The organism is Bacteroidota bacterium (genome assembly GCA_018692315.1).
Lineage (GTDB): Bacteria > Bacteroidota > Bacteroidia > Bacteroidales > JABHKC01 > JABHKC01.
The window spans coordinates 23,969-40,328 of sequence record JABHKC010000018.1 but is presented as its reverse complement, the minus strand read 5'-3'; the positions used below and the strand labels follow the sequence as shown (position 1 = coordinate 40,328).

The following is a 16,360-nucleotide window of genomic DNA, read 5'->3' as shown; positions in this document are numbered from 1 at the left end:
GGACACCAATTACTTATATAACTGTATATCTGCACATTATAGTATTTAGAACGATTCTATATAACGTCATATGCCTAATTATCAGATAGATAAAATTTTCATTATTTTATTAATTTTGGAAAAATGCTCAAGTTGGGTTAATAAGTTTATTTTCTGCACATGTAATAGTTGGGGAGATATGTCAAATCTGTTACAGTTCTAATGACAAATAGATTATTTCATATTGATAATTCCAGAATTTATAGCTTATAATTCATCTTTATGTTTAATCTACAATAGTTTTCTTCCTTTTCAAACTACCCTCATAGATTGAAAACTTTTGAAATTTACATTCTAATTGTCCGTTAAAAAGTGTGATTCTTTTTGAATGATGAAGGCCAATTTTTTTTAATGCTCCGTAATTACTACTCAAAATCCATACTTCATAGCCGGTGTAGTGGTGTTTAAGTCTTTCGCCAATTTTTGAATAAAAATCCTCAATATCAGACTTTCTTAATCGTTCGCCATAAGGTGGGTTCATCATCACTATTCCATGTTGTTGGGGAGGATTGAATTTTTCAAAAGCTTTGATAATTGTTTGTATTTTTTTGTGTAGAGATGCACTTTTTATATTTTCTTTAGCATTCAGAATTGCTCTTTCAGAAATATCTGCACCAATAATTTCGTATTCAAAATCATGAGTTTCCCAGTCTTCCAATATTTGATTCCACATATTATTGTCGAAATCATTCCATTTTTCAAAAGCAAAATTCTTTCTAAATATTCCTGGAGGAATATTATTGGCTATCATAGCTGCCTCAATCAGAATTGTAGCTGAACCGCACATTGGATCAATAAAATTTGACTTTTTGTCCCAGCCCGATAGCAATACCATTCCTGCTGCAAGAACTTCATTTAAAGGTGCAATGTTCTGTTGAAGACGGTATCCTCGTTTGTGTAGTGATTCACCGGAACTATCCATAGATACTGATACCTTATCTGCATTGATATGAATATTGATTCTGAAATCGGGATTCGATATGTCAATTGATGGCCGTTTTCCTGTTTTATCTCTGAAATAGTCGGCTATTGCATCTTTAGATTTTAATGCAACATATTTCGAATGATTAAAAAATTTGGAGTTTACAACAGAATCTATCGCAAAAGTGTCATCAATTCCGAAAATATCAGACCAATTAAATTTTTTAATTTGCCGATATAGCTCGTTTTCATTTTTTGCCAAAAAGCTCTCTATGGGTTTCAGAATTTTTAATGCAGTTCGTAAATGCAAATTCGATTTGTAGAGCAACTGTTTGTTTCCTTCAAAACTTACAGCCCTTCTCAATATTTTTGTATTTGTGCCACCTAACAATTTTATTTCATCTTCTAAAACACTTTCAAGACCTTGTAAGGTTGTGGCGAGGTAGTTTTCCATTTTCTATTTATAATTTTGAAAACATTGAAATTTGTAATTCAGTTTTAGCTTTTATTTCTACTATTAATAGCCAAAAATAGATAGATTACAACTCTTAATTCAAAGTAAAACTTAGCTTCCAAATTTAGAAAAAATATTTACATATATTTTATTTTGTGTATAAGATCGTACAAAATATAAGCCTTCCGGCAAATTCAAAATTGGGATATTTGCCTCAACCGAATTTATTGTTTTATTCAAAATTTGACGACCTATTGCATCGTATATTTCAACTTTTTCTAAAGTGGAATTGTTTGAGGATATAAAAATGTATTCGTTAGCAGGATTTGGGAAAACTCTAATTTCTTCATTCTCAACTTTTGAAATATCCGTAGTGAACTCAACATATATTGTATCTATACCAATACAGCCAAAATTGTCGATGACAGAAACTATAAAAGAATCAGTATAGTTCACTTCAATAGATTGGGTACTTTCGCCGGTTGACCAGTAGTAGTTAGAAAAATTATTTCCTGCATCTAATGTCAAATATTCTCCGTTTTGCAAAATAGTGTCATTTCCAAGATTTATAATAGGAGCAGGGTTTACTCCAACATTAATTTGGCCTGTCGCAGTTCCACAAATATTGTGAATTACTTCGACTGAATATGTGCCGCCACCATCAATTTCGATATTTTGGCTTGTTGCACCGTTCGACCATATGTACATCAAACCTGAATAAGCTGCATTCAGCATAATTGATGCTCCTTCGCAAATAGTTGTATCGTTTCCAAGATTAATATTTAAATCGAAAAGACTTAGTTCAAATGTTTCTTCAAGTTCATGCATACAAATATCTGTAACTGTCAGTGTATAAACTCCTGATGAACTTACGGAAATGCTTGAACTAGTTTCACCAGTTGTCCAAATATAATTTTGAATATATTCTTGTGAAGCATCTAATATTATTTCGTCTCCATCGCAGATTAAAGTATCATTTCCTAAGTTTATTTCAGCAAAAATGGTATCAATTTCAATAAAGTCATTATATGTTCCGCAAGCATTTTCAATCATTGCAACATAAGTACCCGGTTCAGAAACTTCAATGCTTGAGTTTGTTTCGCCATTCGACCAATAATAAGTCGAAAAGGGACTAAAGCAATCTATGGTAATGGTATCAAAAGAGCATATTGAGGTGTCGTTGCCCAAATCAACTATCACAGGGTTTACAGTACTTATTAAAATATTATCATAAGTTGTACCGCAAACATTTGTAACAAATACTTCGTACATGCCAGCTGTATCAATCATTATTGTTGGGAAAGTAGAAGCTGTAGTCCAAAAATATGTTGAATTTGGATAGCTTGCATCAAGAATATATGCTGTACCTTCGCAAATAGAAATATTTGGTCCTAATTCTATAATAGGAACTGTGATTGGTGTTATGGTAATACCATCGGAATAGCTACCACAGGCATTTGTAACAGTAACATAATATGTTCCGGGATTGCTAACTTCCAAAGTTTGGGTTGTAATGTATGTTGACCAAAAATAAGTAGTACCTAATTCTCCTGCATCAAGGGTAACTAAATCGCCGCTACATAGCTGAATATCCGGACCTAAATTAATATTTAAAGGATAATCAAATTCTACAAGTATTTCATCAGAATCTTCACAATATTCGATAGTAGTTGTAACTGAATATGTGCCTGATTGTGTAACAGAAATTGTTGCATCGGTAGAACCATTGCTCCACAAATAGCTCAGTCCTGTTCCTGCATTAGGATCCAAAATTACTGGAGTTCCTGCACATATATCTGAAATATTTGGTCCTAATTCGGGTTCCAATTCATAATAATCGATAACTATTGTATCTCGATCCATGCAGTTTCCTACATTTAATTGAACCCAATAGGTTCCGGGTTTATCGATAGTATAAGTTGGATCTGCGCTTGTTATTACGCTATAATCATTTTCCCAAAAGTATGTAGCACCCGGAAAACCAACATCAAAAAGCAAAACATCGTCCATACACAAAATGCTATCGGGGCCAAGATTTACTGTTGGTCCTTGCGTAACATCAATAAGAAAATAGCTTGTATCAGAAAGTATGCAATTTGAAGCACCACTTGCAACTAACATAACATCATATTGACCTGCAAAAAATGTATGAGTTGGTTCAAAACTCGTATCTACCGGAGATCCATCATTGAAATGCCATTCGTATTCCATACCTGTGCTATTGTTTGTAAAAATAGTAGTTAAGGGGGCGCAGCCAGTATCAGGATAAGCTGAAAAATCGGAGACTGCAAATCCTGTTTCAAAGTCGATTTTAAAAACTCCAACATCCCAGCCTGACATACTTGAAGTTGCATATGCCCATGGTACTGTTGGCATTGAGCCACCACTACAAACACCCTGATAAACAATTCCTTGTGGATCGAAACGGCTTGTTCCACCATCTACATGGTCGCCTGATCCACCATAGTAGGTTGCATAATTCAAGGCTGCTGCATTTTCTTCGAGTACCAATAAATAAAATCCTCCTGATGTTTGCAATGGATTTGGGCTTGTTGGGATTCCTGAACCACCATGTCCTGAAGTATAAATTCTTCCGCACTGATCTACCATAAAAGCTGATGGTGAAATATCAGTACTGCTACCTCCTGAACCAAAAACAGTTGAGAAACTTACGGAACTCAAACTGTTATTAAACTTTGCAATGAATTGATGGCTTCCCGAATTTGAATAAATTCCAACGGGTTCTACGGGTATGCTTCCACTACTTTGACCGTAAATATAAACATAATCGTTGTAGTCTAAATCTAAAAAAAAGGATTGATCTTGTTGATCGGTTCCATAAAATGTGAAAGCAAACATTGAGCTGCCAGAGCTATTTAGTTTTGCTATAAAACCATCTCTGGTAGAACCCTGATGGTGGGGATATGCACCGCCACTAATCGAAGGAAAATCGTTGTTAGCTGCAGTTCCGGTAACATATACATCATCGTTATCATCAACCCTTATTCCATAGCAAGCATCATCGCCTGTTCCACCAAGAAATGTACTCCATATTAGGGCTGAGAGGTCGCTATTGAATTTAAATATTACTCCATCTTGTTGCGTACCGGTTGTGGTTTGAAATGCGCTTGCTGTGGTTGGAAAATTGCTGGAATTTGTATAGCTTGCAACCAAACAATTATCTGCATCGTTTACAATAATTTCTCCACGATAAGTATCTCCGTAGTTTGAACTTATGCCATTTAATCCATCTGAATCGTTACCACCAATATATGTTGAGCCAATCATAACCGTTCCTGTTGAATCGAGTTTAGTTACAACAATATCCGTTGAACCACTCATTGTAGTTGAAAAAGCATTTGTAGAAACAGGATAATCCGTTGAAGCCGCAGTTCCGTAAACATATAAATCAAAATTGTTATTAACGAACATGCTATGTACATTGTCAGAATTATTACCGCCAAGGTAAGTAGCCCAAACCAATGCAGAGCCATCTTGATTTAGTTTGCTTACTCCGATGTCGGTACTACCACCGAAAGTACTTTGTACAGCTCCGGTAGTTGTTGGATAACCAATGCCAAACGACCTTGCACCAGTGTATATATAGCCCAATACGTCATAAGTAGCCGAGTGCCCATAATTTGTGCATGATGAACCCGAAAAAGTAGCTGCTACTAATATTGGATCAATAATAAGATCGTAGTTCATGTTGTAACCGGCAGGACACACAAAAGAAAGAATATTGTTTTTTAACTCATAATTACATTCAACTTCAACTTTTTGATTTTCAATAATTTGATAGACATAAGGTTTTTGCTCAACTATTTGATTTACCGATGTTTCGATATGCAGGTTTCCGTTTTCGACATACATGTTGTCGGTACCTTCATATTCAATTCTTATTTTGCTTAAATCGCTACCGGGCTTTACAATGATATCGTATTTCAAATTCATTTGATGGCTATAAACGTTTAAGTCTATTCCATCGTAAATGCTTGTATAATTTATTTGTTTAAACAAATTGACATGAGTTGCCCAATTTTCCTGAACATTTCCAATAAAATAATTTCTATATCCTGCTTGTTTTTTTTCAGATGAAAGACTCACAGATTTATTTGAGTTTAAAAACCTTGTTTTATAGGCATGTGCACGAATTATTTTTTCGTTTTTTTCTAAATCGTGATTGTGCGAACAATCATTAATGCCTGTACTTTTACTACAATGAGCGTGAATTCCATCTAAATCGTCCTGGCTATAAAACAAATATGTGAAAGTTCCGCTTTCGAAAAATGCCCTTCCATAGTTAAGATTTGCCATATACAGGGCATTCTTATTCCATTGACCCTTGTTTTCCTCAAAAATCAGATTACTTTGGGATTGTGATTGAGAAATTGAGAGGAGAAATATTCCTATAATTAGAACTATATTTTTTTTCATTATCAAAACAAATTAGTTATACATCAGTAATTAGACAAAAGATATTAATAATAGTTGCCGAAAATAGTAAAAATTTTAAAACATAAATTTACAGTTGATAAGACTTCCAAAAATACTAAGAAAAAACGAAAAGGTATTTAGATCATGAAAAATTATCGAACTCTTAGCTATGAGAAATCAAAGTTTATAGCTAAAAATGACAAATATGGTATATGTTAAAACCTCTGTAAAAAACGAATTGCTATAAATATATATACTCCATTTTTTTGTTTAATTTTACATTTTAAGTTTTTAAAATAATTGTTGAGTGTGAAAAATGTAATTATGAAAAGTTATGACAATTGTACGAAAGAGCAGCTTATTGCTGAAATTGAAAGCTTGAAAGCAATAGTTTTGGAGTACGAAAAACCTAAAATATTAGAAAATCATATAAAAGAATCATTATCTGAAAGTAAACGGCGATTATCTACCTTAATGGAGAATTTGCCCGGAATGGTCTATAGATGCAAAAACGATTCCGATTGGACAATGGAATTCGTATCTGATGGTTGCCATAAGCTAACCGGATATAAACCAGCCGATCTAATGAATAATAATTTACTTTCATATTCCGACATAATTTTAATGGAAGACCGCGATGAAGTATGGAATCAAGTACAAAGTGCAATTAGCAAGCAAAAACCTTTTCAATTAATCTACCGCATTCTCACTTCAGACAGAAAGCAAAAGTGGGTATGGGAGCAAGGTCAGGCAGTCTATGATGCAAATAAAAATATGATTGCTCTTGAAGGCTTCATAAGCGATATCTCCGAACTAAAACTAGTTGAGAGTGAATTAAAAAAAAGTGAGGAGAAATATAGAAGCATTCTTGAAAACATGATTGACGGCTATTACAGAACTGATAAAGAAGGGATTGTGATATTAAGTAGTCCTTCTGTCGAAGAAATTACCGGTTTCGATAAGAGTGAAATTAATGGGAAAAAAATATCAAGTTTCTTTACAAATCCTGATGACAGAAAACAGTTTCTTAAAAAAATTCGAGAAAAGGGTAGTATTGAAAACTATTATGGAGAGATAAGAACTAAAAGAAATAAGAACATTTTCGTTGAAACAAATTCGAGAATTTATTTTGATGAAAATGAAAAATATGCAGGAATTGAAGGGATTTTTCGTAATATTACTGAAAGAAAAAATAACGAAGCTGCAATTGCAGAAAGCGAAAAAAATTACAGACTACTTTTCGAAAATTCGCCTTTTCCAATTTTTACGGCAAAACCGGAAGGAACAATTGTTGAGCTAAACGAAAATGCAAAAGAACTTCTTGTGTCTCTTTTTGAAGAACCTGAACAAATTAATTTAATTGATTATAAGTTATTGAATGATAGCGGATATGCCAAATATTTTCTTGAAGTATGTAAAACCGGTAAGACAATTAAATTTGAAATGAATTTTAAATCTAAATTGAACAAAACCACTATCTTATCAGTAACAATTGTGCCATTCAAAAATGAAACTGGTGAGATAGATAAAATATATACAGTTGCAGAAGATATTAGCTCGCAAAAAAAATCTATTGAAGATAATAAAAAGCTTTCTGTTGCAGTAGAACAAAGTCCGGCAGTAATAGCAATTACAGATACTAAAGGAAATATTGAATATGTTAACCCAAAGTTTACCGAATTGTCTGGATACTCTTTGGACGAAGTAGTTGGGGAAAATCCAAGAATTCAGAAAACCGGTTACCAATCTGATGAAGTGTATAAGGATTTGTGGGAAACAATTTCGTCTGGGAAAACATGGCGTGGAGAATTTCATAATAAAAAGAAAAATGGTGAATCTTTTTGGGAATCTGCATCAATTTCTCCGATTTTTGATAGCCAGAACAACATTATAAATTATGTTAAGGTAGCCGAAAATATTACCGATCGCAAAAAAGCTGAAGAAGAAATTCGCCAGCAAAATAATGAATTGCAGGAACGTAACGAAGAGTTAAATTCTTTTTCACATACAGTAGCTCATGACCTTAAAAATCCTTTAGGTTCAATATTAGGTTTTTCAAATTTGTTAATTACAGAAGAGTCTGATATTTCTATATTTGATCGGAAAAACTACTTACAAATAATTGAAACAACTGCCCATAAGATGAATAAAATTATTGATAGCCTTCTATTATTGGCAAGTGTCAGAAAATCTGATGTTGTGTTTGAAAGGCTTAATATGAACAAAGTTTTAGCAGAAAGTTTAAACCGAATATATTCAATGAAAATTGAAGCCAATGCAAGTATAAACGCTCCTGAGACGCTTCCTGTGGTTTTGGGCAATCCACAATGGATTGAAGAGGTTTGGATGAATTATTTAAGCAATGCTCTAAAGTATGGAGGAGAATCTCCCAAAATTGATATTAACTACGAAATAATAAAGTCAGAAAAGAGCAATAAAAAAATGGTTCGTTTTAGTGTAAGAGATTTCGGACCGGGAATTTCAGAAGAAAATCAAAAACTATTATTTAACAAGTTTGAACGGTTGAATCAGTTGAAAAGCATTGGATATGGTTTGGGATTATCAATAGTTAGACGAATTGTAGAAAAACAAGGTGGTGAAGTAGGAGTAGAAAGTAAAAATATTGAAGGAGAAGGAAGTACATTCCATTTTTCACTTCAATATGACGACTCAGGCGAAGATGGAATAATTAGTGAAACTAAGAATTCTGTACAAAATAAAAACTTTAATTTATGCAAATTGAAAGTTTTGATTGTTGAAGATGATTTTTCGGCAGAAATACATATTTGTATGAGTTTGCAAAATATTTGTGGCGAAATATTGTTTGCAAGAACTGGAATTGAGGCACTTAAAATATGTATAAATAATCCTGATATTGATTTAATACTTATGGATATCAATATGCCAACAATGGATGGATACGTGGCAACGCAACAAATTAGAGATTTTGACAGAAATGTAGTCATTATTGCTCAAACAGTAAATACAGATGAAGCTGATCGCAAAAAAGCCCTCGAAGCTGGTTGCAACGACTATATTACAAAACCTATTGATAAAGATGTGCTTATAGAAATGTTACATAAACACTTTGATAAATTATAGAAACAACATTTTATCAATACAGAAAATTGACAAAAAAATATGAACGAAAACAAAAAACTAAACAGAAAAAAAATTCTCGTTATCGATGATGAAGTTGATGTGCATGCTGTAACAAAATTAGCCTTAGATGATTTTCTTTATGAAGGAAAAAATATTGAAATTTTGAGTGCATTCTCCGGACTACAAGCAAAAAAAATTCTAATTAAAGAAAAAGACATTTTCTTAGTGCTATTAGATGTTGTAATGGAAACAGATACAGCTGGCTTAGAGATAGTCAAATTCATAAGAGAAGAACTCAATAATAAAATCATACGAATAGTAATCAGAACAGGTCAATCAGGAATTGTACCTGAGAAACATGTGATGCAAAATTTTGATATTGACGACTATAGAACCAAAACCGAACTAACAGCCAATAAACTATTTTCTGTTGTATCAGCAAGCTTGCGAACATATGATTACATGAATTATTCTGAAAATAAGCTTCGTGAAAATGAGAGAATTATAAGAGAATTATTCGATAATGTACCAGTCAGTGTTTTCCGTTCTACAGCAAATGGCAAAATCATATCAGCAAATAGCACATTTGCTGAAACATTATCATACGATTCAATAGACGAATTAAAAAACATTACTATCAACAATATTTTCTTCAAAGAACCTGACTATCAAAAACTTCTGTCAGTCCTCAAAAGGGAGGGAATTGTAAAGAACTATGAAACAACTTTAGTTAGAAAGGATGGAAAAATATTATGGGTTTCATTATCAATAAAAGCAGTTATTGATTTAAAAGGGAATATAGAATATTACGATGGAATTGCCCAAGATATCACCGAAAAGAAGCAAGCAGAAGAATTAATACACGAGAGCGAAGAAAAGTATAAAACACTAAGCAACACAGCCAACGATGCAATTGTTATGATTGATAATGAAGGAAATATTTCTTATTGGAACAAAATGGCTGAAGAAATATTTGGCTTTACTGCTGAAGAAATATTAAATAAAAGTTTACATAAAACCATTGCACCACCAAGATTTTACAAAGATTTTCAAATTGGCTTCAATAAATACAAAAATTCAGGTGAAGGATATGCAATTGGTAAAACTTTAGAATTGTTTGCTTTAAAAAAAGATGGTACAGAATTCCCGATAGAATTATCCTTAGCTCGAACTCTTCTTAAAAACAAATGGAGTACTATTGGTATTATCAGAGATATTTCAGAACGGAAAAAAAATGATGATAATATGAAAGTAGCTCTCGAAAAAGCCAAAGAAAGCGATAAATTGAAGTCTGCTTTTCTTGCAAATATGAGCCACGAAATAAGGACTCCAATGAATGGAATAATAGGATTTCTATCATTATTAAAAAGCCCTGAAATTACACCTGAAGAACTACAAGAGTATATCGATATTATTGAAATTAGTAGCGACAGAATGATGAATACTCTTAACCAACTATTAGATATTTCATTGATACAATCAAATCAAGTAGATCTTTCAATAATCGACACAGATTTAAACAAACTTACAGAAAGTCTTTATATCTACTATCTTGATGAAGTAACTAAAAATGGAATGGAAATTCGATTTAGTAATTCCCTGCCGTCAAAAGAAGCAATTCTTAGAACTGACCAATCTAAACTAAAAACAATTCTTAATAACCTTATTGCAAATGCAATTAAATTTACATCTGAAGGAATAATTGAATATGGATATCATCACAATAATGAAATAGCTCCAACAGAATTAGTTTTTTTCGTTAAAGATGAAGGTATTGGAATTCCAAAAGATAAGTTACTCTCAATTTTCGATTTATTTAGGCAAGTAGATATTTCACACACAAGACATTTTGAAGGCACAGGCTTAGGTTTAACTATTGCCAAGGCATATGTAAATTTGCTCGGTGGAAAAATATGGGTTGAATCTGTAGAAGGACAAGGCGCAGTTTTCTATTTCACAATTCCCTACAATACCAAAGAAAAAGATAAACAAAAAAAGGTAGGTACCATAATTACAGAAAAAGCCAAAAAATTGAAAATCCTGATTGCTGAAGACGAAAAATATACAGATATGCAAATCTCAATAATTCTAAAAAACGTATGCAGGGAAATTCTGCATGCTGAAAATGGAATGGAAGCAGTGAAATGTTGCAGAAAAAACAAAGATATTGACCTAATACTCATGGATATAAAAATGCCTCTACTTAACGGTTATGAAGCTACCCGACAAATTAAAGAATTCAACAAAGATGTGATTGTTGTAGCACAAACAGCCTATGCAATGAGAGGCGATCGTGAAAAAGCCATAGCAGCAGGCTGCGACGATTATATTACAAAACCTCTAAACAAAAATTTGTTAATGGATGTAATTTATAAATACTTTGGCAAATAAAATACAAATCTCAGAACACTCCAGATCAAGAACACTTCTAAACTCATTTTCTTAATTCAGATATATATGTTTTATTTGCCGAATTATTAAATTAAATAAAGCAAAAATGCAAAAACATAATATAAGCATAATCACACTTGGGTGCTCAAAAAATGTGGTTGATTCGGAGGTTTTGATGCGACAACTCGAAAGCTCTAATATTAATATAGAACACGATTCTTATTCCCAAAATACCAACACAGTAGTGATCAATACTTGCGGTTTCATTTCCGATGCAAAAGAAGAATCAATCAATACAATTCTACGATTCTCGAAAGAAAAAGAAGATGGAAATATTAAGAATTTGTTCGTAATGGGATGCTTATCGCAACGCTACAAAAGCGAACTCGAAAAAGAAATTCCTAATGTTGACAAATATTTTGGTGTATCTGAATTTAAAAATATAGTTGAAGAAATTGGAGCAGACTATCGCAAAGAGCTGGTAGGTGAACGAAAATTATCTACCCCCAAACATTTTGCATATTTGAAAATTTCGGAAGGATGCGATAGAACTTGCTCCTTTTGTGCTATTCCTTTGATTAGAGGAAAACATATTTCGAAACCAATAGAAATTTTAGTTTCTGAGGCTAAATACTTAGCATCAATCGGAGTGAAAGAATTGATATTGATAGCTCAAGATTTAACCTATTATGGAAATGATATTTACAAAAAACAAGCATTGGCAGAACTTTTAGACAGTTTAGTTGAAATTGACGGAATTGAATGGATTAGGCTACATTATGCCTATCCTGCAAATTTTCCGGTCGATGTTCTACAAAAAATTAAAAATCACCCGAAAATTTGCAACTATCTTGACATTCCTTTTCAGCATTTTAGCAATTCGGTTTTGCAAAAAATGAAACGCCGAACCAACAAAAACGAAAGTTTGGACTTGATTGAAAAAATCAGACAAGAAAATCCAAATATTGCTTTACGAACAACAATTCTTGTAGGGCATCCCGGAGAAACTGATAAGGATTTTCAGCAATTGTTTGAAGTATTATCTGAGGTAAAATTCGACAGATTGGGCGTTTTTACATATTCTGAAGAGGAAGATACTTTTGCTGCAGAGAAATACGAAGACAATATTCCTGAAGAAACGAAAAATCAACGCAAGGAAGAAATTCTTGAACTTCAGCAAGGAATATCAATGGAACACAATCTGAAAATGATTGGTAGAAATTATAAAGTATTAATTGATAGGCTCGAAGGAGATTTTTATATCGGCAGAACAGAATTTGATTCACCGGAAGTTGATAACGAAATTTTAATTAGTAGCACCGAAAACCAGCTTAAAATTGGGGAGTTTTACGATGTTAAACTGAATAGGGCAGAAGAATATGATATTTATGGAGAGATTGTTTAAAATCTCAAAATGAAAACTATTTGTATGTAATTTGCTACAGAATCACAGATTTTTTTTAAGTGAATTTTTGACAATTTTTGACAATATTAAAAATGTTTTATTGATTTAAATATCAAGCATTTACAGTATTTCTTTAAGCTGAATAAGCGAGCTAATTTCAAAAGTTACTTTTTCGGTATGAACTATTTTATCGAAATTAAAAAATACCTGATCGATTCCTGCTCTTCTTGCACCAATAATGTCCACATTCAAATCGTCTCCAATCATAAGGCAATTCTTCCTTTTTGTCTTGGAAATCTCGACCGCATGATTGAAAATTTTTGCATCAGGCTTTTTTACACCAATTTCTTCCGATGTGAAAATATCAGAAAAATAACCGCCAAGTCGGCAATTCTTAATTTTTTCATACTGAACTTCGCTAAATCCATTCGTGATTATATATAATGTATATTTATTCTCCAAATATTCTAAAACCTCGTGAGAATGCGGGAAAAGTTTTGTTTTTGTTGGACTTAGACTTACATATCCCAAACCAAATATTTTGGCAATTTCGATATCATCCAGGCCAAATTTCAAAAAAGTATCATAAAATCGTTTCCAGCTTAAAATTTCTTTTTCAATTTTTCCGTCCCGATATTTTGCCCAGAGCGAATCATTTACTTTCTTGTAAATATTATAAAACTCTTCAAAGCTTCCAAAAACGGCACTCAGTCCATTATTTTCAATAAGCTCCTGTAGAGTGTTCTTCGAATTTGTATCGAAATCCCAAATAGTTCTGTCTAAATCAAAAAAAATTGTATTGTATGTTTTCATGTTAAAAGTTGAAATTATGAGGCGAAAGTAAAGAACTTAATTGAAATATTAATAGAAATAATTGTATTTAAAATTTTTATTCAGGCACACAAACCTTCAAATATTGTGGGATTATTTCGAATTCAAATGGGCTTTCTCCACAAATTTCGCCATCGAGCTCAAGTTTTATTTTTGGCTCTGAGTCAATCATAATTTTTTTGGCTCTGAAACTATCAATATTTGGCACATTTATTATCGAACCATCATATAACTTCTTAATATTGCGAATAATTTTCAATTTGCTCATCTTGTTAATTACAGTAGTATCAAAAAGTCCATCGTCTGGAATAGCTTCAGGTAGTTGCATCATTCCACCACCATTGAATTTTCCAATGCCTATACTCATACTAAAAACTAAATTATTTGTACTCTTGTCTTCATAATTCAGTTTAACACGAGTAGATTTATACTGAAAAAGTCCTGTAAATAAATTCCACAAATAGCTCAAAGCAGAACCTTGTCCTTTATCAGATTTCAAGTTGGTTTTATATGCAACAAAAGCATCGAAACCAGCTCCGGCAACATTAACAAAATAACGAATTTGTTTTTTCCCATTATTATGAAAAAAAGCTTTTCCAACATCCTGAAATTTGAAATTCTGCTTACAAATAATATCAATTGCTTTAGTATAATCAAATGGTATTTTAAAAGTTCTGCACCAATCGTTGCCGGTTCCAACCGGAATTACTGAAATAGAAAATTCACTAATTTTAATTTTTGTTTGTGTTAAAATGCTGTTAGCTACTTCGTTTAAAGTGCCATCGCCTCCAATGACTATAAAATTACGAATTCCCGATGAAATTTGCTCATTGCAATATTTGATTGTTGAATTGTAATTCAAAGTATAATATTCTGAATATTTTATGTTTTTTTGTTTGAGCAATTTTTCAATATCACTCCAATTCTTTAAACCCAGTCCGCTGCCAGATACAGGATTAATTATTATTGAAAATGTATTGTTCATAATATTGAAGCATTTTAAAATTCTACAATTATTTTTCTTCAAAGATATAGTTATTCTAAGGAACCAAAAATGTTATGAAATACATAGAAAATCGGTTTCTTGGTACCAGAAATCTAGCCTGAATAATTCATAAATATTTCTACTACAAGCCCAAACTGCACATCATCTTTGACCATCCTCAATTTTTATTCCATCAAAATAGCTCGCTATTACTCAAAAATAAAAATCTGTGGTAGTTCAAATCTGACACATATTTTGAACTTTCGTTACGAAAATTTATGAATTATTCAGGATAGAAATTCTTAGCAATAGCCACTTTTTTTCTTGAGCTAAAAATTGGTGCATAAAACTCAATTTTTCTTTTCCAATTAATAATTAGATACACTAATAATCCATGTAAAAAGTATATTTTTGTGAGATTTTAAAATTATTGTTTATAATAATAAATTATATAAATTATGAAAAGTACCGCATTTACAGAGTATCATAAAAAGCTTGGAGCAAGAATGCTGGAATTTGCAGGATATAACATGCCAGTTGAATTTTCAGGAGTAAACGAAGAACATATGACGGTTAGAAACAATGTCGGAGTTTTTGATGTTTCGCATATGGGCGAATTTTGGGTAAAAGGCGAAAAAGCATTAGATTTTGTACAGTTGGTTACCTCAAACGATGCTTCAAAACTTTCTGATGGAAAAGTTCAATATACTTGTTTCCCGAACGGAAAAGGAGGTATCGTTGACGATCTTTTGGTATATAGACTGGCTTACGATAATTTTTTGCTTGTAGTCAATGCCTCCAATATCGATAAAGATTGGGCGTGGGTAAATAAACAAAATTCGATGGGAGCAGAATTGATAAATGCCTCGGACGAAATTGCCCAGCTTGCAATTCAAGGACCAAATACAAATAAAGTTTTGCAGGCACTCACTGATTTTGATCTTGAAGAAATTCCTTATTACACATTCAAAATTGGGGAATTTGCCAGAGTAAAAGATGTAATACTTTCTGCAACAGGATATACCGGTTCTGGCGGTTTCGAAATTTATGTGAAAAATGAAGATGCCGGAAAACTTTGGGAGGCAATATTTGAAGCTGGAAAGGAGCAAAATATCAAACCAATAGGACTTGCCGCAAGAGATACACTTCGGCTCGAAATGGGATTTTGTTTATACGGAAACGATATTGATGATACAACTTCGCCTATTGAGGCTGGATTAGGTTGGATTACGAAATTTGTTGATTCAAACAATTTTATTGACAAAGAGTTTCTATTTAAACAAAAAGAAGAAGGCGTAAATCGTCGTTTGAAAGGCTTTGAATTGTTAGATAAAGGGATTCCAAGGCAAGGCTATGAAATTTGCGATTCTGAAGAAAATAAAATAGGGATTGTAACTTCCGGAACAATGTCGCCGGTTCTAAAAAAGGGGATAGGAATGGGCTATTTAAATAAAGGATTTACTAAAGTTGATACTGAAATTTATATCAAAGTCAGAAAAAAGCTGATTAAAGCAAAAGTTGTGAAAGTCCCGTTTTATAAAAATTAATAAGCTGTTAAATGAAGAAAGGCGACCGAAGTCGCCTTTTTACCCAACCAATAAATGAAAAAAATCTACTATAAATTTACCTCACATATGTGTACTTGATTAATGCGATTTTGTTACTTTTGATTTGACTAAAGCCATAAAATAAATGACTAAATTTATTAATTTGATGACAAAAAGCCTGATATTTTGAACAGATATTTCAAGAATATTAGTTTATTTTTTTTACTAAAATAATTCTTTATGGCTAT

8 protein-coding genes are annotated in these 16,360 nt (G+C 32.3%); 4 read left to right on the top strand and 4 right to left on the bottom strand.

What is annotated here, in order from left to right; translation table 11 throughout:
- Positions 1–265: 265 nt before the first annotated feature.
- A complete protein-coding gene (locus HN894_01305; GenBank protein MBT7141944.1) occupies positions 266–1,414 on the bottom strand; it encodes a hypothetical protein in 1,149 nt (382 codons plus the stop codon).
- A 111-nt stretch (positions 1,415–1,525) separates the two neighbouring features.
- Positions 1,526–5,851: a T9SS type A sorting domain-containing protein gene (locus HN894_01300; protein ID MBT7141943.1), complete on the bottom strand. Its 4,326-nt coding sequence runs from the start codon at positions 5,849–5,851 to the stop codon at positions 1,526–1,528.
- Between the two features lie 324 nt (positions 5,852–6,175).
- Between HN894_01300 and HN894_01295 the strand changes: the two genes are divergently transcribed.
- The 3 genes from HN894_01295 (at position 6,176) to rimO (ending at position 12,749) form a co-directional block, all read left to right on the top strand.
- The gene (locus tag HN894_01295; GenBank protein ID MBT7141942.1) at positions 6,176–8,953 is read left to right on the top strand and encodes a PAS domain S-box protein; all 2,778 of its coding nucleotides are present in this window, start codon (positions 6,176–6,178) and stop codon (positions 8,951–8,953) included.
- Between the two features lie 39 nt (positions 8,954–8,992).
- Positions 8,993–11,344, top strand: a complete 2,352-nt coding sequence (locus HN894_01290) for a PAS domain S-box protein (protein MBT7141941.1) — start codon at positions 8,993–8,995, stop codon at positions 11,342–11,344.
- A gap of 106 nt (positions 11,345–11,450) precedes the next feature.
- Positions 11,451–12,749 carry a 30S ribosomal protein S12 methylthiotransferase RimO gene (gene rimO / locus HN894_01285; protein MBT7141940.1) on the top strand — a complete coding sequence of 433 codons (1,299 nt, stop codon included), beginning with the start codon at positions 11,451–11,453 and terminating at the stop codon, positions 12,747–12,749.
- Positions 12,750–12,869: 120 nt separating this feature from the next.
- Here the strand turns inward: rimO and HN894_01280 are convergent, their stop codons facing one another.
- Together HN894_01280 and HN894_01275 are read right to left on the bottom strand one after the other, a co-directional pair.
- On the bottom strand, positions 12,870–13,562 hold the full coding sequence (locus HN894_01280) for a noncanonical pyrimidine nucleotidase, YjjG family (protein ID MBT7141939.1): 693 nt from the start codon (positions 13,560–13,562) through the stop codon (positions 12,870–12,872).
- Between the two features lie 76 nt (positions 13,563–13,638).
- Positions 13,639–14,565: a diacylglycerol kinase family lipid kinase gene (locus HN894_01275; GenBank protein MBT7141938.1), complete on the bottom strand. Its 927-nt coding sequence runs from the start codon at positions 14,563–14,565 to the stop codon at positions 13,639–13,641.
- A gap of 458 nt (positions 14,566–15,023) precedes the next feature.
- Here HN894_01275 and gcvT point away from each other — a divergent pair, with 458 nt between their 5' ends.
- The gene (gcvT, locus tag HN894_01270; protein MBT7141937.1) at positions 15,024–16,112 is read left to right on the top strand and encodes a glycine cleavage system aminomethyltransferase GcvT; all 1,089 of its coding nucleotides are present in this window, start codon (positions 15,024–15,026) and stop codon (positions 16,110–16,112) included.
- The last annotated feature ends 248 nt before the right edge of the window (positions 16,113–16,360 follow it).

Bases quoted from the DNA above. Each gene is read 5' to 3' on its own strand.
- HN894_01305 (MBT7141944.1), bottom strand. From the start codon at position 1,414: ATGGAAAACTACCTCGCCACAACCTTACAAGGTCTTGAAAGTGTTTTA.
- HN894_01300 (MBT7141943.1), bottom strand. From the start codon at position 5,851: ATGAAAAAAAATATAGTTCTAATTATAGGAATATTTCTCCTCTCAATT.
- HN894_01295 (MBT7141942.1), top strand. From the start codon at position 6,176: ATGAAAAGTTATGACAATTGTACGAAAGAGCAGCTTATTGCTGAAATT.
- HN894_01290 (MBT7141941.1), top strand. From the start codon at position 8,993: ATGAACGAAAACAAAAAACTAAACAGAAAAAAAATTCTCGTTATCGAT.
- rimO (MBT7141940.1), top strand. From the start codon at position 11,451: ATGCAAAAACATAATATAAGCATAATCACACTTGGGTGCTCAAAAAAT.
- HN894_01280 (MBT7141939.1), bottom strand. From the start codon at position 13,562: ATGAAAACATACAATACAATTTTTTTTGATTTAGACAGAACTATTTGG.
- HN894_01275 (MBT7141938.1), bottom strand. From the start codon at position 14,565: ATGAACAATACATTTTCAATAATAATTAATCCTGTATCTGGCAGCGGA.
- gcvT (MBT7141937.1), top strand. From the start codon at position 15,024: ATGAAAAGTACCGCATTTACAGAGTATCATAAAAAGCTTGGAGCAAGA.